This is a genomic window from Pseudomonas salicis (genome assembly GCF_057128705.1).
Genome location: NZ_JBSKHU010000010.1, coordinates 43976 through 62353, shown reverse-complemented (window position 1 = coordinate 62353; position 18378 = coordinate 43976). Strand labels below are relative to the sequence as shown.

The window sequence follows — 18378 nt, the reverse complement described above, 5'->3', positions numbered from 1 at the left end:
GTCGGACGGAGGGTTTGCGACCAAGACCTTTGTCGCCTGTTGCATCTTTCGCGAATGAATTCGCTCCCACAGTTTCAGACCGTGTGCGATCTGGAGTTGAGCCGGGTAAGTTCTATCGCCAGCATCAGCAAGGCGTGCCGCTCCGGCATTACGCGTCTCAGTGCTTGTTCAGGACTTCCTGATACAGCGCCGCATAAGACCGCACCATCTTCTCCGCCGTGAACACTTCCTCATAACGTTGAGCCGCCTTGGCGCCCATGCGGCTGGCCAGTTCCCGGTCATGCCACAGGGTGTTCATGGCCGCTGCCAACGCATTCGAGTCACGGGGCGGGACCACCAGCCCGGTTTCATTGGCGATGTTGATGAACGTCGTACCGCTGCCCATTTCGCAGGAAATCATCGGCTTGCCGTACATCGCGCCTTCCAGCAGCGAAATGCCAAACGACTCCGAACGCAGGTGAGACGGGAAGACGAACGCTTCGCACAGCGCGAGCAGTGCGTTTTTGTCCTCGTCACCCAGTCCGCCCAGGAAGGTCACGTTGCTCAGCCCAAGCGCAGTGGCCTTTGCCTTCAATTGCTGCTCTTCGTACCCGCCGCCCATGATCACGACGGGCAGCTTCGTCTGATGCGCCGCTTCGAGCAGGAAGTCGAGCCCCTTGTAGTAGCGCAGTGCGCCTACGAACAGGAAGAAACGCTCGCCCAATTGCCGTTTCCAATGCGCCAGTCTGGAGGGCGAGGGCGCCGGGTAGGTCGCGCGGTCCAGGCCATACGGAATGATCTCGACCTTGTCTTTGAAGCGGGTCAACACCTCACTGCTGGCGGCGTAATTCGGGGACGACGCCACAATCCGGTCAACGCTCCCGAGAAAGCGATTCATCAGCGGCGAATACAGCTTGAGCAGGGTTTTCTGTTTGACGATGTCCGAGTGATAGCTCACCAACGAGGGCTTCTTCATCCGTGTCGCGAAGTGCGCCACGTCCATATAGGGCCATGGAAAGTGGTAATGAACGACGTCTGCCTGGGCCGCCAGCGCTTTGAAATCCCGAATCCCGGACAGCGAAAAGCCTGTCGAAGCAACATGGAAATCCTGTTTCGAGCGATGGGTAATGTGATTGCCCACGGTCTGATTGCGAGCCGAGCCGTTCGCGCTGAGGTACAGCACTTGCGGCTCGATGCCGTAGACCGCACTGCCTTGCGCCAGCTGAAAAATGACTTGCTCGATCCCGCCGCCCGGTGTTTCCGGGTAGTAGGTTTTGAAGAAGTGTAGAACTTTGATCATTGTTGTTCCGAACGTACAAATGCAGGTGCGTGGCCGGTGTCGTGCGCGAGAGCCGGCATCGTTGAACGCTTTTCACTGACAGGCAGAAAGAAGGCTTCGATTGAAGATGGGAGAGCCGGTTGCGCTCGTGACACAAAGGCAACCGGCTGCGCGGTCAGAGAAAGGCAGACCGCATCCGATCAGTTGGCGCGACCGTAGACGTCTTCGAAACGCACGATGTCGTCTTCGCCCAAGTAATCGCCGCTCTGCACTTCGATCAGCACCAGATCGATGACACCAGGGTTGCTCAGGCGGTGTTTGTGACCGGCGCGGATGAACGTCGATTCGTTGGTGTTGAGCATCAGTTCCTGATCATCGTTAACGATCACGGCCATGCCGCTCACAACAATCCAGTGTTCGCTGCGGTGATGGTGCATTTGCAAGGACAGCGATGCCTTGGGCTTGACCACGATGCGCTTGATCTTGAAACGCTCGCCGTTTTCCAGCGTGGTGTACGTGCCCCACGGGCGGTGCACGGTGCGGTGCAGGAGGTGCAGGGTGTGGCCGGCTTTCTTGAGTTGGCCGACGATGTTCTTGACGTCCTGCGCGTGGTCTTTATGCGCGATCATCAGCGCATCGGGGGTGTCGACGACCAGCAAATCTTGAACCCCGACCAGCGCGGTGAGGCGGTCTTCGCTGTTGACGTAGTTGTTCTTCGCGCCGTGAGACAGCACTTCACCTTCGAAGCGGTTGCCGTTTTCGTCTTCCGGGGTCAGCTCACTGACCGCGTTCCACGAACCGATATCGCTCCAGCCGATATCGCACGCAACGGTCACGACCTTGTCGGAACGCTCCATCAGCGCGTAGTCGATGGAAATGTCCGGCACGTCGCCGAACGAGGCCGGGTCCAGCGCCAGGCAGCGATAGCGATCGGCCTGGGTCAGACGCGAACGCTCCATGGCAACCGCAACGGCACTGAGCACGTCAGGCGCATGTTTGGCGAACTCTTCCAGCACAGTCCCGACCTTGAAGCAGAACATGCCGGAATTCCAGAAGTAGTTGCCCGCTGCCAGATAGGACTCGGCCGTGGCCAGGTCCGGCTTCTCGACGAACCGGGCGACCTGCAGGCCGCCGTTCGAGTCGATCGGCGCGCCCGCTTCGATGTAACCAAAGCCGGTTTCAGGGTACTGAGGCTTGATGCCGAAGGTGACGAGAAAGCCCTTTTCCGACAGCTGAACCGCTTTGGCAACGGCTTGGGCGAACGCTGTTTCGTTTTGAATGAGGTGGTCGGCCGCCAGCACCAGCATGTGGGCGTCTGAGCCATGGGCGTCTTTCAGTTGCAGGGCCGCGAGAGCGACGGCGGCGGCGGTATTGCGGCCGAAAGGCTCAAGAATGTAGCTCTGAGCGACGCCGCTGGTATTCACGGTTCGGTACTCGTCTTCTGTCTTGAAGAGCAGTTCGCGGTTAGTGACTGTCAGTACTTCCGACACGCTTTCCAGCGCCGCAGCACGCAGAAAGGTTTTTTGAATCAGGTTCTGCCCGTCCGGCAGGGTCATGAAAGGTTTGGGGTGGGCCTCGCGAGAAACGGGCCACAACCGGCTACCAACGCCGCCAGACAAAATTACGGGTATCAATCCCATGGTTTCCAATCCTTAAAGTGCCAAATGGTTGCAATCTGCGGTAACAACGCCATGCGGGCTCGCGGCACTGTCCGATGTGCTCGACTCTGCGAATTCACAGGGGAAAAGCCGTCCGATACAACCGGATTTACGGGGCTTCGCCGCATTCTGGAGGGCTGCAAGAATACCAGAGAACGGCAGTCGAAGCTGCCTTCTCAGGGGCTCATCATCCGCTTGGTGTTGGCAAAAACGGCAAGGATCATGGTCCGGAAAACGTTTTTTCTGCGCTCCACCAGATACCCAAGGATGAAAACCGGAATGAGCGTGCCCAGATAAACGAGCCCCCTCAGGTCTGGACTATAGAAATCGCGGGTTTGTCCCAATTCCGCGTGCCAGAAAGTCAGCAGCGGGTGGTGGATGATATACAGGCTGAAGGTGTAGGCAGCGAGTTGTCGAATGATCGTTGCTGCACGCCCGCGGGCATTGAACGACATGAGCAGACACAGCTTACGAACCGCGAACAAGTGCGCCGCCACCAGTGCGGCAAGCAGATAGCCCCAGCCGCAATTGGCAGCGCCGTCCAGTCCATGCCCCAAGAAACGTTCGATGTGCATACCGACCAGAGGGTACGACCAGTCCCGAGGATTGCTCAGTTGCAGGGTGAGAAATACCACAGGTGGCAGAACACACAGCGCCCACAGCATGGGACGACCCGGATTGATTCGATCTCGGCAGTGATAGGCAGCGACCCCAGCGAGCCATATCGGCATCACCAGCCACTGTTTGGGCCCCGTCAGCAGCAGCGCAAGCAGCACCAGCCCCACTCGCCAATGACCGCGTGTGAACATGGCCAGTCCGTAGATCACGTAACACCACACTTCGAATGCCAGGCTCCAGTACGGACCGTTGCCGAACGGGCGAATGTCATCCCACCAGAACTCGCTGGTGAAGGAGAGCGTGCGGATGACGTAGTAGGCCGGCGTATCGAGTTGAAAAGCGTCAGGGTGAAGTGTGGGATTCGTTGCGTTGCCCATGCTCATGAGCAGCCACGACAACAGCACGGCGACGGCGGCCACGGGGAAGATTCTCGCGATGCGGTTCACGCTGTATGTCAGACCATCCCGCTCTTTCGTGTCGACAGCATGGCTGATGACGTAGCCGGACAGCACGAAAAACACCACCACCGCGTCATAACCGAAATTGTAGCGGTCCGTTATCGCCCCCAAGGCCGCCGTGAGTGGGTAATGCGAAACCAGCACCGTGACGGCGGCCACGACACGAAGCAGGTCCAGATAAACCGAAAATGAATCAGGCATTTTGGCGGGCATCAAAGTGCTCCCGGCATCGGATGGGCAAGGACAGGTGTCTGAAAGCGCCGGCGTTCGCGGTGTACACATTCAGTCGATGTGCCTCCGGCTCGGCAATGTTGGAGCGAAGGGTGTGATCTACACCGCTGGCCGACTCAATTGGTCGAGGTAAAAACGGGTCTGCAACGCGGCGTGATCCTTCGCGGACAGCGACATCATCGGCGGGTGGTAGGTGTCGTAGTGAATCGTTTTGAGTCGCAGCTCTTCCACGTTGCCAATCTCGAAAAACTCGTAGTCGTCGCGCAGCTTGAATTTCATGTAGTCCACGAACGCGAAATTCCGCGAGATGATCATGCGCTTTGACAGCTCAGCCACTTCGCTGCAGATCGCCGAGGCTTCCTGGCCGACTTCGCGATAGGGGAGCCAGGAAAAATCCACACCGGCGATCGCCTTGTACATGGCTGCATCGTCGACACTGCCCATGAAAAACGTGCGCCCAAGGACTTTGTGTTTCCTCGCGAGGTTGACCAGTTGGTCGATCTGCGAGGTGTCGGATTGTTTGATGGCGGTCGGGTGCAGCCCTGAAAAAATCAGCAATTTATGATTGTCGGGGAGTCTGGCGATGCACTGGATCGCGTAATCGAAGCCCTTATAGCCGCCAAAGAAACCGAAAACACCGATCAGGCGGTCATCGTCCTTCAGGCCGAGGCGACTGACGAGCTCATCGCGACAGGTCGGATGGTCGTACTCGGTTTTTTCTTTTTTCGTTGTGTAGCACAGCGGATGACATTCAACGTTGACCAATTTGAAGCGCTGTTGAAGAACGCGCTTTGTGGTTTCGGTGTGCACGATGACTTTGATCTTGTGCTCGCGGATGAACTGAAAAAGACCCAACTCATAACGCGCGGTTTTGCTGGACCGCCAACTTCTAGCGAAGTCCATGACGGTAGATCGCGGGCGAAACACCAGCCTGGCCAAGGACGGGAACGCGACATCTGCCGAACTGGATCGACTGAATACGGTGTGGAATGTGATCGTCGAGTTGGGATTGGCTGACAACAGACGTTTGATGCGTTGAATCGAGATATCGACCGAGTCTGAAAACAGTCCGTACTCGCATTGGATCGAAACCGCGTCAAATGATTTGAGCTGTTCACAGATCGCCCCAATGAATTGATCAGCTTCTGCGTCAGAGGCGCCGAAACTTTTTTTAAGTTCTTGCGGAGGCAGTTCAAAAACCGACACTTCGTTGTCCGGCATCAAGTTGCGGTACAGGACTTCGGAAAACCGCGCGATCCCGCATTCGAGTTTGTAGGATGAAACGATTGCTATCTTCATGGCGGTTATCCGATGAGAAAGTCTTCGGTTATTTTTCCGTGTTCGAGTCTGATGCCGCGATTGCAGATGCTGTTAATCAGTTCTGGAGAGTGAGAGGCCAATACCAGAATCGATGCGTTGGACGTCATCTCATTCAGGCGCGTGTTGGCCTGCTCCTGGAACTGCGCATCGCCCACGCCCAGCCATTCGTCCATCAAAATGATGTCCGCAGGAAACGCCGTCGAAATGGAAAACCCCAGGCGCACCAGCATGCCGGACGAATAGGTTCGCAGCGGCAGGTTCAGGTAGTCGCCCAGCCCTGAAAATTCGGCGATGTCGTTGATCGTCTGTTTGATCTCGCTCGGCTTCACGCCGAGGATCGCGCCGCGCAGGAAGATGTTTTCATAGCCTGTTGCTTCCACTTCCATGCCCAGCGTGAGGTCGAGGAGAGAGGTGATTCTTCCGGAAGATCGAAGCGCGCCAAGGGTGGGCCAGTAAACGTTAGCCATCACTTTGAGCAGCGTACTTTTGCCTGAGCCGTTGTGCCCCAGCAGCCCGATTTTCTCGCCGGGCTGAACCTCAAGATTGACGCCGTCCAGCGCCCGAATGCTCAGGTGGTGGCTGGCGTTTTCACCGATGCGCCCCCCGGTGACCCACGACAGCGCGTCCTTTTTGAAGGAGCGGCGGCCGACATCGAGAATCGGGTAATCGACGGTGACACCTTCTGCGATCAGATACGCCATGGTCAGACCCAGTAAGGAATGTGTTTGCGATTAAGAAAGAGCATCGAAAGTGCGATGCCCCACAACGCTGTGCCCATTGCCATAACCAGCCCGGCCGATGCAGCGGGAAACAGACCGTTGAGCATGGGCTCGCGGACCAGGTCGATGAGGTAGACGAAGGGGTTGTAGCGAATCACTTCGCTCAGACCGGCCAGTTGGGCGGGGTGCCACATGACGGGCGTGATGAAGAACAGCAGTTGCATCGCGCTGGTGACCATCGGCAGGACATCGCGGTAGCGTGCACAGATCACCGCCAATAATGCGGCAAAGGGAGTGAGGGCGAAGACCACCAGCACGATCCCCAAAATCGAACACAGCAGACCGAACCAGGTCAGGTAGCCGTACCACATCAATAGCGGAATCAGGATGATCCAGCTGTGCAGAAAGATCAGCGTGTCGCGAAAGGCGACCCGGAGGATATGGGTCAATATCGGCATGCTGATTTGTTTGATGATGTGCGCGGAGTTGATGATCGCGCTCGCACCTTCATTGATGAAGGTCAGAATGAATGTCCAGACAACGATGCCGCAGGCGAGGAAGGGTAGATATTCCTTGAGGTCCAGATTCAGCAGGCGCGAATACACCAACCCCAGCCCGCCAATGAATAACAACGATGTCAGCGTGATCCAGAATGGTCCAATGATCGAACGGCGATAGCGCCCTTTGATGTCGTGCAATGCCAGCAGATACCACGCGTGCCAGCCGTCGCTCAGTGCAGAAAACTCCCTTTTTAAAAAACCTTTTATGGTCACTGGACATCCTCGGGTTTTATATCTTTGCTGAGCTGTTTATTGATCGTATGAAACGGGCGAAAACACTCCCCCCGCGCGCGTCTGACGGCAAAGTTAGAATCAGAAAGTGGAAGGCTGTCACTGTATCAGTCAGTACGGGCAATAAGTGCAACAGGCCCGCATGATCGTAGTCATTCACCAGGGCACGACGAATGTCGCGGATGAATACAACTCGTACTGAATCAGACATCTCAGGCGTTGCAAGTATAGGGGGAATGCCCCAAGTGCTGGCAACTTCGAAATCATCTTCGTTGAGATTGTTTCGCTATAGCGCTCGGGCTTTATTGATCTAATGTTTTTGAGGGACGTCGAACGAGTGATTTCATCCAGGCGATGTTAATTCGTTCGAGCCCTCATCGTTGTTTTTTTCAGTTGATGGTGCAGTTCATTTAGCAGCCAATACCTTTCGATACACATCCAGCGTCTGTCTGGCGCATTCATTCCATGTGTAGTGCTGCGCACGAGCCAAGCCTTGGTCAATCTTGCTTGTCCGAAGTTCATCGTTGCGCAAAACGTCCAGCATCGCGGTTGCAATGCTATCGACGTCCAACGGATCAACCGACCAGGCTGCGCCTCCCGTCACTTCTGGAAGGGACGTGGTGTTTGAGGCGATGACAGGGCATTGCGCCGCGAATGCTTCGATCACGGGCAATCCGAAGCCTTCATATAAAGAGGCGAAAACAAGCGCGCCCGCACTTTGTAGCAATGCGAAAACTTCAGCTTGCGGAAGATAGCTCAGCCAGCGCCCTTCACCGCGTTTTTCAAGGCGTTTCAGTTCGGGGATCAATTCTTCGTTAGCCCAGCCGTCGCGGCCAACAATGATCAGCGGATGTTGTTTGCGCACTTCAGCCGGCAGGGTTTGAAACGCTTTCAGTACACGTTGCAGATTCTTGCGCGGCTGCAGTGTGCCTACGCACAGAAAGAACCCTGGTTTGAGCGCGTGCTTATTCAGTACCGACTGACGAACCTCATTCGGCACGCGCTCGAAATAGACAGGTTCGACACCCAACGGCGTGACGCTGATCTTCTCGGGAGCGATCCGCAGATGCGTTACTAAATCCTGTTTGCTGTGTTCGGAGATGGTAATGATGTGATCGGCCTTCTGAACACTTTTCGAGAAGAGCCAACCTTTCAAGCTTTTGAGGTTCTGCCTGATCCACTCAGGGTGTATGAGTGGGATCGCGTCCATGACTGTGGCGACGACGGGAACGCCTTTGATCAACGGGATCTGGTGATCAGTGGCATGCAGCAGATCAATGTCCTGGCGGATGGTTGCCGAGTTGGGCAGCGGCAAGTTCAGCACACCGCTGCGCAACACTTGAACTCTGAACTGTTCCGCCAAGGGGGTCGGGACGCCGCACGGCAGTTGAGGAAGGTCGCGACCGAATGCATACGGTTTGATCTTGATAGGGTCTGGCTCATTGGGGCTTATCTGTCCCAACGCTTGCCATAGCGACTGGGTATAAATGCCAATTCCGTCCAAATGACCGGTGCGTTCGCATCCTGCCCAAACGGTGCAGCTCAAACCAATATCCATACGTTTTCTCAATCTAGAACGAACATCATGAAATTCAGGTGCGCGAGCCTAACATGAGTCAACTTATCGAGGCATTGACTTGGTCGTGTGATTCCATCGCGCCATTGTCTTTTCCTCGTCCACCCCTCACCATCGCTTTCCGGTTATCCGTTTGCCTGATGGACTCAACGAATTGGCAGTACGTTCAGCTCACAAGCGCCCAGGGTTGTGGTGGCTTTTGGCGCTTGCACTGGCGTGCACGGCGTGTACGAGCTATCTGACGGCTGATTGGGATTTCGCGCTGATCAGCAGAAGAGCCGAAGCGCTGTACGGTCCGTTAGGGGCTGGCAAGCAACGGATCGACGCCTGGCAGAATCTGCTGGCGACCGAGAAGCAGGTCAGCGAGATGGACAAGCTGACGGTGGTGAATCAGTTCTTCAATAAACAGATGCGTTACGAAGAAGACATCGACCTGTGGCATGAGGTCGATTACTGGTCCACGCCCATCGAGTCGCTGTGGAAGGGCGCGGGCGACTGTGAAGACTACGCCATCGCCAAATATTTCAGTCTGCGTCGGCTGGGCGTTCCAAGCGAGAAATTGCTGATCACCTACGTCAAGGCGTTGCGCCTGAACCGTGCGCACATGGTGCTGACCTATTATTCGAGCCCCAACGCGATGCCGCTGGTGCTCGACAGCCTCATTAATGAAATCAAACCCGCCAGCGAACGGCCGGACCTGTTGCCGGTTTACGCCTTCAATGCCGAAGGGCTGTGGCTGCCGGGTGCGCAGGGCAACAAGAAAGTGGGCGATACCAAGCGCCTGTCGCGTTGGCAGGACGTGTTGAAGAAAATGGCCGCCGAAGGCTTCCCGACCGAGCCTGAGAATTAGGAGCACTGATGTCTCTGTTCAAACAGCTGTTGATCGCTATCTGTCTGTTTTTGGTTGTCGCGTTTGCGGGCAGTTTTGTCGTCAGCCTGGAAAGCTCGCGGGCGCAGTACGTCAATCAGTTGCAGTCTCACGCGCAAGACGCCGCGACGTCGTTGGCGCTGTCACTGACTGCCAACATCGACGACCCGGCCATGGTTGAGTTGATGGTGACGTCGATTTTCGACAGCGGCTATTACGCCAGTATTCGCGTGGTGGACCTGGCGACCAATGCGGTGATCGTCGAGCGCAGCGCGGAGCCTGACAATCAAGGCGTGCCGCAATGGTTCATCAACGCCATCGGCCTGGCACCGGGAGGCGGTGAAGGGATCGTGAGTCGCGGCTGGCAACAGACCGCGCGAGTCGAGGTGGTGAGCCATCCAATGTTCGCATTGGCCAAGCTGTGGCAGAGCGCGTTGGGCAGTCTCGGCTGGCTGGTGTTGTGCGGCATCGTTAGCGCATTGCTTGGGGCGCTGCTGCTGCGTCGTCAACTCAAACCGCTGGATTACATGGTTGCGCAATCCCAGGCGATTGCCCGTCGCGAGTTCCTGACGCTTCCGGAGTTGCCGCGCACGCCTGAGCTGCGTCGGGTGGTGCAGGCGATGAACCAGATGGTCGATAAACTCAAGGCACTGTTCAAGGAAAGCTCGGAGCGCAGCGAGAAACTGCGCATTGAGTCTTATCAGGACAGCCTGACCGGTTTGTCGAACCGGCGGTACTTCGACATGCAGCTCAAGGCCCATGTTAGCAATCAGGAAGAACACCGGGCGGGTCATCTGCTGCTGTTGCGCGTGCAAGATCTAGCGGGTCTGAACCTGCGGCTTGGCGGCAAGCGCACCGACGCCCTGCTGATCGCGGTCGCACAGTTGTTGCTTTCGCACTGTGAGAAATATCCGAAAATCCGGAACCTCATCAGCCGTTCGCGGGGCGGTGAGTTCGCGGTGCTGGCGCCGGGCATGGCCCGTGAAGAGGCGCTGGCGCTGGTTCACGATCTGGAGTTGGCGCTCAAGACACTCGAAGCCACGGGGGCGTCCGACGTGTCGCCTGTTGCGCACATGGGGTTGGCGCCCTATGTGCCCGGCGAGGCACCGCTGACGTTGCTGGGGTTGGCGGATCAGGCGCTGGCACAGGCCGAAACCCAAGGCGAGCAAACCTGGAGTTACGTCGAGAATGGCGAAGTCGCGCCTAGCGGTGATGATCAGCACACGTGGCATCGCGTGCTGGATCATGCGTTGACTCATGGTGGCTTCGAGCTGTTCTTCCAGCCGGTGGTCGGCACGCGTGATATCACGAAGGTGCTGCATTACAAGGCGTTGTCGCGGTTGGTGAATGAGCAGGGCGAAGCTGTTCCGGCGGGGCGTTTCCTGCCGTGGATCGAGCGGTTCGGCTGGTCGAGCCGGTTGGACTTGCTGATGCTGCACCAAGTGCTCAAGCACCTTCAGACCCACGACCAGTCATTGGCGCTGAACCTGTCTGCCGCGACGTTGAGTGACCCTGCGGCGCTGAACCAAGTGTTCGACGCGCTGCGTCAGCATCCAAAACTGGCAGGGCGGCTGACCATCGAGATTGGTGAGGAGCAATTGCCTGAACAGGCGGTGCTTGAAAAACTCACCCGTCGCTTGCAGGCCGCTGGCTTCACGTTGGCGCTGCAGCGGTTTGGTGGCCGCTTCAGCATGATCGGTAACCTGGCGCACCTTGGGTTGGCGTATTTGAAGATTGATGGCAGCTACATCCGCGCCATCGACGAAGAAAGCCACAAACGCCTCTTTATAGAAGCCGTGCAGCGGGCGGCACACAGCATCGACCTGCCCTTGATCGCCGAGCGGGTCGAGACTGAGGGCGAGCATTTGGTGATTGCCGAGATGGGGATCGAAGGGGTGCAGGGGCAGTTGTTTGGTGATCCGGCGCCTTGGAGCGTCAAAAGGCCGTGACGGCCGCTCGCGTTAGGGCTGAGCGGCGCACGTTATGGGCGCTACTCCACCGATATAACTTCCAGAGAGTGCAGGTTGATACCCAGTTCGCGAGCGTCATTGAATACACCCAGCCGAAGCGGTGATTCGGGGTTCAGAATTTTCAAATCAATCACGAGCCTTCCGTTCGCCGACTCTACCAAGCCCTTGGGCAGGTTGATGATTCTCGGCCCTGGGGTGGCCATGTCATAACGCAGAGCAGGCAATCGAATCCCATTGATGGTGGGTATGATGTCCTGCACGTAATGGCCTTCAGCCAAAAATGCGCCTCCTGTCAGCTTCAGCCCTAACTTGCGATTCGGTAACGCCGGAACGTCTATCACGATCCTGGCGTCATGCCCCAGCGACCATGTGCCGTGTGCGTCCGGTACGGACCAGCCGTCCGTAGGTGCGAGTTTGCCTGTGCCATTCACGTCGTAAGACACGATCCCGGAACTGTAGGGCGCAAGCCGGCTTTGTTCGACGGTCACAAGGTCCGCGGCGCACTGGGTACAGTGATCAAGGCCGGGGGCAACAATGCGCAAGCCATCCAGCACGCCTATCGTGTTGTTGGGGTTTTTATTGGCTGCTGCGATATCCCATAGTGCGTCATCGTTGAATACGTATAAGAAGTCGGAGTTATAGCTTTGATTTTTTACTGTCTCCGATAACGAGTTTCTTGACGACTGCTCCGCGCTGGCATCGACCCTGGCAAAGTAGCCAGCGTTGGTCGACATGCCGTGAGTCGCAGCAAATTGGGCAATCGGCATCCAATGCAGTGGGCCGTTGCTAGGGCGCACGAGCACAATCGCTTTATAACGGCTGGCTAACTCTTCCCACGCGGGCGAAGACAGGGGGCTGACCCATGTTGCGGCCTGGGTGAACTTGTACTTGAAGAAACGCCACGCGTTCTGGGTGTCTGCCACTTGAACGCACAGCATCACCAAGCACAGCACGGCCGCAAAGCGTGGGCGGATGTGTTTGAACAGCGTCATTAATATGAGGGCGTACATGACGTAATACACAGGCCAGAAAAAGCGACCTGATGCCCTGAACGTTTCGGCGAGCTGTTGAATGATCGATGGCAATGGGTAGGCGACTATTTCCTGGTCACCCCAGACGACTCGATTACTGATCGCGTACATGAACAGTCCCGCTGACAAAAGCGCCAGCAGCCATCCTCTGGCGCTTACTTTGAACCTGTCATTTTTATAGCGTGTATAGAGCGCAACTAACGACAGTCCGATGATTCCAATGCCCAGGTAATTGTAGCCTTCATAATCACCTCCCATCCCCGGCTGGTCAGGCAATAGCTGCGACCATGTTCCAGCGGGTTCGACGCCTGTGGCGTTCGGGTCGATCAGCGACAGCAGGTTCATCTGGTAGCTGCCGAAGCCATTGCTGGAGACGCCGCTACCCACCATGAAGTAACCCAACGACCACATGACCACGCCGCACAGGCCAAATACCATCGCGATGAATCCCAGCGCTTGCAAGAGGGTTTTCTCTCTTGAATACAGCCGGCGACCCAAGTCCGTCAGCAAGATCGCTATTACCATCGCAGCAAGGTAGGCATGGATGAGAATTGAAAGCAGAACAAGTGCAACCCATCGTTGGGATGCGAAGCGCTCACTGTGATAGGCGTACAACCCTGCGACCAAAAGCCAATGACTGAACAGTGCGTAGTGACCGTGCAGCCGCCACAGGAAAACGGGCGCTAGCAAAAAGAACAACGTGCCTATCGTGCGGTTGACGAAACTGCTGGAGACGAGTGAGAGCAGCTTCCAGGAGAAGACAGCCTGCAAAATGAAGCAGATCAGTATCCACAGCCCAAAGTATTGAAAATCTTTGGGTAGCCAAGTGTTCAAGTATTTGAAGGTGAGGGCCATCACGGGGATGGAGTCTGTAAAAACAATGGAACTCGCCAGTTCCTGACCGTATGCGGGGTTGGCGCCCAGCGGCCATTGCACCAGAGGCGATGTCCGGAAAAATTGCCAGCCTAGCCAGTGTTGTGCAGGGTCACCCTCCATCAACCAGTCAATGTATTGAGGGTTTAAAATCTTACCGCCTGTGACCAGGAAAAAAACGACACAACCCAACAGGGCAGGAAGTAACAACCATCGACGGTCTGGCGCTGGGCTGTAAGCGCTCATCGGTAGGTCCAGGCGTTGTGCAGGATGAAGTTAGTGATAGGCAGGGCGATGACGACTGCGACGGTTCCAACCATGTAATCGAAACCGAGCAATTTCGTAATGAATGGGATGATCAGTGAAAGCATCAGACCAATAGCGGACACGGCAATGAATCTCAGCAGGTTTCTGCCTTCCAGTTCGGAAGAGAAACTCCATTTGGTGTGCATCAGGTAAGAAACGACAGTCGCGACGCAGAAGGCAAAACCGTTAGCGGTGGACGGTTCGGCCAGGATGAAGTGGATAAATGTCGTGGCAATGACCACGTGCAGGGCGGTGACAAACAAACCCGTGGCGCCGAACCGCAGGGTTCGCTTGAGCAGGGAGTGTTTGGGGTTGGCCGTATTCATGGTGTTTAAGCGTGTTCCTGGTTGAGGGCTATGCGAAGAGGCGCATATTTTTACACGTCGTCCCGCTGCGGCGTGTGCTTCTTGAGCACGTCCCAAAGCGCGGCAGGACGACATCTGATTCAAGGACCGGCGATTATTTCCATCGACTCGACGCCCAAAGCCAAGACCCTGGGGTCGGGTGAGAGGTTCAGTGAGGCGGGAGAAGCGGCATCATCGAATTTGAGCTTGATGGCTAATTTGCCTTGGGTCTTGCGAGCCAGTGCTGCGGGGATTTTCAGTGAGTGCGCGGCGGCTGCCTGGCCATTGAGGTATTTGATTTCACCTACTGCTTCTCCGTTGACGATGACCCGTACGGTCTGAGAGGGCACTTTGTCATTGACGAAAGCATGGCCTTTGATTACGAGCTGCAAGTCTCCTTTGGGGATCGTCAGAAGGTGTAGGCGCACCATTGCGCTCTTGCCGCTGGACCACGTTCCCCACGGTTCCGCTCCGCCCCAGCCAAACACTTCGTGAGCTGTGGCGTTGCCGTTTGCAGCGAAAGAGAGGACCCCGCCTGCGTAGTTGAATGTTGGATCGTCAGTGCCCGTCAGGCCATCGATCAACGCTGGGTCACAGGTATCGCAATCCCCCAGCCCGGGCGCGAGTATCCGATACCCGTCCAGCACCATCATGAGGTCAGACCCATTCCTGCGTTTCCCGATCAGGTCCCAGAGATAGTCATTCTCGAAGACGTAAACGGCCTCGGGGTCCATCCTGTTTTCTGCGATTGCGGCGATCAACGAGTCTCGCGCTGACTTTTCAACATCGGGGTTGGTGCGCGCGAAGTAGCCAATGTTGATCTCCATCTGATGTGAGGCTGCAAAGTCTGAAAGCGTTAGCCAGGGCTTCAGTTGATTCGCTGGCAACACATAGAGGAGTTTTTTGTAGTGCGTCCCCAGCATTTGCCAGGCGGGTGCTTTCAGCGGGGATTCCCACTTTGGCGGCTCGTTCAGTGCCGTTCGCAGGTTATGCACTGCTTTCGTAGAGTCGAAGGCCTGTACCGCCAATGCAGCGCAGCAAAGCAACATCGCACTTCGCGCTTTGGTATGGGTGAAAATAAGGTAGAGAACGCCGAGGTAAATGGCGTAATAAACAGGCCAGATAAATCGTCCCGACACGCGGAAGGTGTCAGTGATGCGTTTGGTCAATTCGGGGAGGCTGTATTGGAAGCTCTCATTCGCGCCGATCGCGATATGGTCAGAAAGGGCATAAACCATTAGCAGCGCGCAGAGCGTCGCGAGCGGGATGAACCGCGCTTTTTCACAAGGGGTTTTCTTGAAGACCAAAGTCACCAAGGCAATGGCTAACAGCAGGATCAATCCGGCGCCAAGAAAACTGAAGCCTTCATAATCACCGGGCATGTTGGGCAGGTCCGGGATTATCACTGACCAGGCGCCGTTCGGGTCTATCAGCGAAAGCAGGTTCATTCGATAGAAGCCAAAGCCTCCGCTCTGAACGCCGGATTTGAGCATGAAGTAGCCAGTGCCCCACATCACCACGGCTACCAACACCAGACCGCCGAGCAGAATCGTTGACGCTCTCAGGAATGTAATCTGTTTGGACCAGCGGCGCTGGACAAGGTCGGTGATCCAAATCGCGAGCACCATTGCCAGCAGGTACGCGTGAATCAACGCCGCGACGGTCAGGAGTGATAACCACCGTAAAATCGAGAACTGTCTTGAACAATACAGGTAGAGCGAAGCAACGATTACCCATTGGCCAAAGAGCGCGTAATGCATACCCAAACGCGCCATGTAAACGGGGGCAATCGTAAAAAATGCGCTGCCAGCGAGCGCAAGCCAGCGATTAGCTGTGAACAGGCTAAGTAGCTTCCAGGCAAAGTAGGTCTGCAACATGAAACACAACAGCACCCAAATGCCGATGTATTGGAACGTTACAGGAAGCCACGCACTGAATGGCTTGAAGATAAACGCCATGATGGGAATCGAGTCCGAGAAGACTATCGAACTGCCGATCTCCATTCCGTAAGCATAGTTGGCACCCATCGGCCATTGGAACAACGGAGTCTGGCGGAAAAATTGCCAGCCCAGCCAGTGTGTTGCCGGGTCACCGTCCATCAGCCAGTCAGTGTTTTGAGGCCAGAGTATCGAGCCGCCTGTGATCACGATGAAGACAATCAGGCCTAGCAGAAATGGCAGAAAAGACCACGGCGAGAAGTTGGGTTTAACTGAGTTCACAAGTCTGTCCGGTTATAACGCTGCGATGGCGCGGCTCTATGCGAAGCCAACGAATGAGGCCAATAAGGCCTCAATACGGTTGGGTTGCCTGTTCATGCTGGGGGATGGTCAGGACAGCGCTCTTTTTTGCGCAAGGCAAAAAACGCTAAGACCTGCGAACCGGTTTATCCCCACGAAGGGGAGCTCGACATTGCATAGCGCCTTGAGAAACGAGTTCACGACCGGGCTGTGCTTGGCGAGCTGGGATTGTGCTGGTTGGGATTTTTGCGTGACGTTCTGCAGGCAGCGCACGGTGGTTGCAATTGGAAAGACGCCCCCGAAGAAATAAAAGCCCTTATCAATAGTCAGGCCCGTTCGCCGAACGACGGCTTCAAGCTGCTTCAGCGTGTAGCGTCGCTTGTGTTCAAGAAAGTCATCGTGCCCGCTCCACAGGAACTGAAAGGCCGGCACAGTGATGAGGAACCGGCTGCCGACCGGGACTTTGTCGACGTAAGCCTGGAGGAGCCCTTCGTCGTCATCTACGTGCTCCAGTACGTCCATCAGCATCACCAGGTCCGCGTTCACCTCGCTGATGTCGCGACGATAATGGACGTGCTTGCCCGACTCCAGCGCGTCGCTGTCCGCCTCGTAGCTGATATCGACGCACCACGCTTTCTGAGCGTCGGTGGTATTCAGCAGATATCTCGAAAAAAAACCGGAGCCGGCCCCTACATCCAGAATGGTCGCATACGACTCACCCCCCAAGGTGCGACTGACGGCCTTCGCTTTAGAGCTGTAATACCAGTGAGTGTCGATGTCGCTGCCAAGAATTTCGGTTTCTTTGAGGTCCATTGATCAGTCCTTTGGATCATAGATACGGCGCACCAGATAGACCGGGCGGCGTTTGGATTCCAGATAAGTTCGGCCCAGGTATTCGCCGATCACACCAATGCCCATCAGTTGAAGACCGCCCAGGAACGTAACTGCGACGATGAGCGACGCGTAACCCGGCACATCAGTCCCGTGTATCACGACCCGCAAGCCGATATAAGCGGCAAAGAGAAATGACAGGAAAGAAACCGCCACCCCGAGGTAGGTCCAGATTCGCAGGGGATCGGTGCTGAAGCTGGTCACCCCCTCCAGTGCAAAGTTCCACAATCGCCAACCGTTGAATTTTGATTCCCCCGCCACTCTCTCCAGGCGAGTGTATTCAACGACAGTGGTGCGGAAACCCACCCATGCGAAGAGTCCTTTCATGAATCTGCGAGATTCGGGTAAAGCCTTGAGGGCATCGATCACACACCGGTCCATCAGGCGGAAATCGCCCACATTTTCGGGCAACTGAGGATCGGCCATTTTGTTGTGCAGGCGGTAAAACCAACTCGCCGAGGCACGTTTGGCCCACGTGTCCGAGTCTCGGTTGGCGCGCTTCGCAAGTACAACCTCATAGCCCTCTCGCCATTTGGCGATCATGTCCAGAATCAACTCGGGCGGATCTTGAAGATCAACGTCAATAGGGACGATCACTTGGCCCGTTGCAGCTTCAAGTCCCGCGGTCAGAGCGGCTTCTTTGCCAAAGTTGCGGCTCAAGTCAACAATGCGAACGCGCGAATCCCCCGCCTGCGCTTCAAGCAATTGTTCGAGCGTGGCGTCGGTACTGCCATCGTTGATGAAGACCATTTCAAGCCCGACATCCGGAGCGCGGGCGAATACCGCATCGACAGCCTCGACGAAGAGCTGGATGGTCTCAGCTTCGTTGAATACGGGGATGACCAGTGAAAGCTTGAGCAGAGGGGTGAGGGGGGCGGTGGCTTCCGCACTGTCGAGTAAGGTCAATTTTTGTTCCACGTGTAAGGGACGTCGTCAAAAGATGCAGGCGCTCAGCCAGCCATTTAGCCGATGACGATGAGTTCACCCACCGATCACAATGAGAGATGGGCGTCAGACGCCAGTAAATGCGCAACCGTAACATGGTTTTGCTTCTCCTTCATGGCCAAACCACTCGGAACGCGTCGGGTTATTGGCGCCCCAGGTATCGAACCTGCCACTTCACCTTGCTTCCGCTATAAGCCCGTTTAATGGGCATCGTTCAGAATCCGTATGTGAATAAAGGATGGGGACAGTCGTGTCTGCACTTCGTCGGTTTCCGGCTTTTTTCT

The 18378-nt window shown here is 56.1% G+C and carries 14 protein-coding genes; 2 read left to right on the top strand and 12 right to left on the bottom strand.

Going from position 1 to position 18378, the window contains the following annotated elements; all coding sequences use genetic code 11:
* Positions 1–157 precede the first annotated feature (157 nt).
* The 7 genes from ACWKWE_RS28110 to ACWKWE_RS28080 all read right to left on the bottom strand — a co-directional run bounded on the left by ACWKWE_RS28110 (position 158) and on the right by ACWKWE_RS28080 (position 8611).
* On the bottom strand, positions 158–1279 hold the full coding sequence (locus ACWKWE_RS28110) for a glycosyltransferase family 4 protein (RefSeq protein ID WP_483852396.1): 1122 nt from the start codon (positions 1277–1279) through the stop codon (positions 158–160).
* 179 nt (positions 1280–1458) lie between these two features.
* On the bottom strand, positions 1459–2898 hold the full coding sequence (locus ACWKWE_RS28105) for a mannose-1-phosphate guanylyltransferase/mannose-6-phosphate isomerase (RefSeq protein ID WP_483852395.1): 1440 nt from the start codon (positions 2896–2898) through the stop codon (positions 1459–1461).
* A gap of 194 nt (positions 2899–3092) precedes the next feature.
* Positions 3093–4205: an acyltransferase family protein gene (locus ACWKWE_RS28100; RefSeq protein WP_166597521.1), complete on the bottom strand. Its 1113-nt coding sequence runs from the start codon at positions 4203–4205 to the stop codon at positions 3093–3095.
* A 117-nt stretch (positions 4206–4322) separates the two neighbouring features.
* Positions 4323–5522: a glycosyltransferase family protein gene (locus tag ACWKWE_RS28095; RefSeq protein ID WP_483852394.1), complete on the bottom strand. Its 1200-nt coding sequence runs from the start codon at positions 5520–5522 to the stop codon at positions 4323–4325.
* Between the two features lie 5 nt (positions 5523–5527).
* Entirely contained in the window at positions 5528–6244 is a 717-nt protein-coding gene (locus tag ACWKWE_RS28090) for an ABC transporter ATP-binding protein (RefSeq protein ID WP_483852393.1), read from the bottom strand.
* Positions 6245–6246: 2 nt separating this feature from the next.
* Positions 6247–7035 carry an ABC transporter permease gene (locus tag ACWKWE_RS28085; protein ID WP_483852392.1) on the bottom strand — a complete coding sequence of 263 codons (789 nt, stop codon included), beginning with the start codon at positions 7033–7035 and terminating at the stop codon, positions 6247–6249.
* Between the two features lie 424 nt (positions 7036–7459).
* Positions 7460–8611: a glycosyltransferase family 4 protein gene (locus ACWKWE_RS28080; RefSeq protein ID WP_483852391.1), complete on the bottom strand. Its 1152-nt coding sequence runs from the start codon at positions 8609–8611 to the stop codon at positions 7460–7462.
* 172 nt (positions 8612–8783) lie between these two features.
* Between ACWKWE_RS28080 and lapG the strand changes: the two genes are divergently transcribed.
* Positions 8784–9479: a cysteine protease LapG gene (gene lapG / locus ACWKWE_RS28075; protein ID WP_371928601.1), complete on the top strand. Its 696-nt coding sequence runs from the start codon at positions 8784–8786 to the stop codon at positions 9477–9479.
* A gap of 8 nt (positions 9480–9487) precedes the next feature.
* Positions 9488–11446 (top strand): cyclic di-GMP receptor LapD, encoded by a 1959-nt coding sequence (gene lapD, locus ACWKWE_RS28070; RefSeq protein ID WP_483852390.1) that lies wholly within the window; start codon positions 9488–9490, stop codon positions 11444–11446.
* A gap of 41 nt (positions 11447–11487) precedes the next feature.
* On the opposite strand, the gene ACWKWE_RS28065 is transcribed toward lapD, so the two are convergent.
* The 5 genes from ACWKWE_RS28065 to ACWKWE_RS28045 all read right to left on the bottom strand — a co-directional run bounded on the left by ACWKWE_RS28065 (position 11488) and on the right by ACWKWE_RS28045 (position 18055).
* Positions 11488–13617, bottom strand: coding sequence for a DUF6311 domain-containing protein (locus ACWKWE_RS28065; RefSeq protein ID WP_483852389.1), 2130 nt, complete (start codon positions 13615–13617; stop codon positions 11488–11490).
* A complete protein-coding gene (locus tag ACWKWE_RS28060; RefSeq protein ID WP_483852388.1) occupies positions 13614–14003 on the bottom strand; it encodes a GtrA family protein in 390 nt (129 codons plus the stop codon). The genes ACWKWE_RS28065 and ACWKWE_RS28060 overlap by 4 nt, the downstream gene beginning before the upstream one ends.
* 119 nt (positions 14004–14122) lie before the next feature.
* The gene (locus ACWKWE_RS28055) at positions 14123–16240 is read right to left on the bottom strand and encodes a DUF6311 domain-containing protein (RefSeq protein WP_483852387.1); all 2118 of its coding nucleotides are present in this window, start codon (positions 16238–16240) and stop codon (positions 14123–14125) included.
* A 108-nt stretch (positions 16241–16348) separates the two neighbouring features.
* Positions 16349–17071, bottom strand: a complete 723-nt coding sequence (locus ACWKWE_RS28050) for a class I SAM-dependent methyltransferase (protein WP_483852386.1) — start codon at positions 17069–17071, stop codon at positions 16349–16351.
* A 3-nt stretch (positions 17072–17074) separates the two neighbouring features.
* Positions 17075–18055: a glycosyltransferase family 2 protein gene (locus ACWKWE_RS28045; protein ID WP_483852385.1), complete on the bottom strand. Its 981-nt coding sequence runs from the start codon at positions 18053–18055 to the stop codon at positions 17075–17077.
* Positions 18056–18378: the final 323 nt, after the last annotated feature.

Excerpts from the sequence above, each read along its gene's own strand:
- ACWKWE_RS28110 (WP_483852396.1), bottom strand. The coding sequence starts at position 1,279 with ATGATCAAAGTTCTACACTTCTTCAAAACCTACTACCCGGAAACACCG.
- ACWKWE_RS28105 (WP_483852395.1), bottom strand. The coding sequence starts at position 2,898 with ATGGGATTGATACCCGTAATTTTGTCTGGCGGCGTTGGTAGCCGGTTG.
- ACWKWE_RS28100 (WP_166597521.1), bottom strand. The coding sequence starts at position 4,205 with ATGCCCGCCAAAATGCCTGATTCATTTTCGGTTTATCTGGACCTGCTT.
- ACWKWE_RS28095 (WP_483852394.1), bottom strand. The coding sequence starts at position 5,522 with ATGAAGATAGCAATCGTTTCATCCTACAAACTCGAATGCGGGATCGCG.
- ACWKWE_RS28090 (WP_483852393.1), bottom strand. The coding sequence starts at position 6,244 with ATGGCGTATCTGATCGCAGAAGGTGTCACCGTCGATTACCCGATTCTC.
- ACWKWE_RS28080 (WP_483852391.1), bottom strand. The coding sequence starts at position 8,611 with ATGGATATTGGTTTGAGCTGCACCGTTTGGGCAGGATGCGAACGCACC.
- lapD (WP_483852390.1), top strand. The coding sequence starts at position 9,488 with ATGTCTCTGTTCAAACAGCTGTTGATCGCTATCTGTCTGTTTTTGGTT.
- ACWKWE_RS28065 (WP_483852389.1), bottom strand. The coding sequence starts at position 13,617 with ATGAGCGCTTACAGCCCAGCGCCAGACCGTCGATGGTTGTTACTTCCT.
- ACWKWE_RS28060 (WP_483852388.1), bottom strand. The coding sequence starts at position 14,003 with ATGAATACGGCCAACCCCAAACACTCCCTGCTCAAGCGAACCCTGCGG.
- ACWKWE_RS28050 (WP_483852386.1), bottom strand. The coding sequence starts at position 17,071 with ATGGACCTCAAAGAAACCGAAATTCTTGGCAGCGACATCGACACTCAC.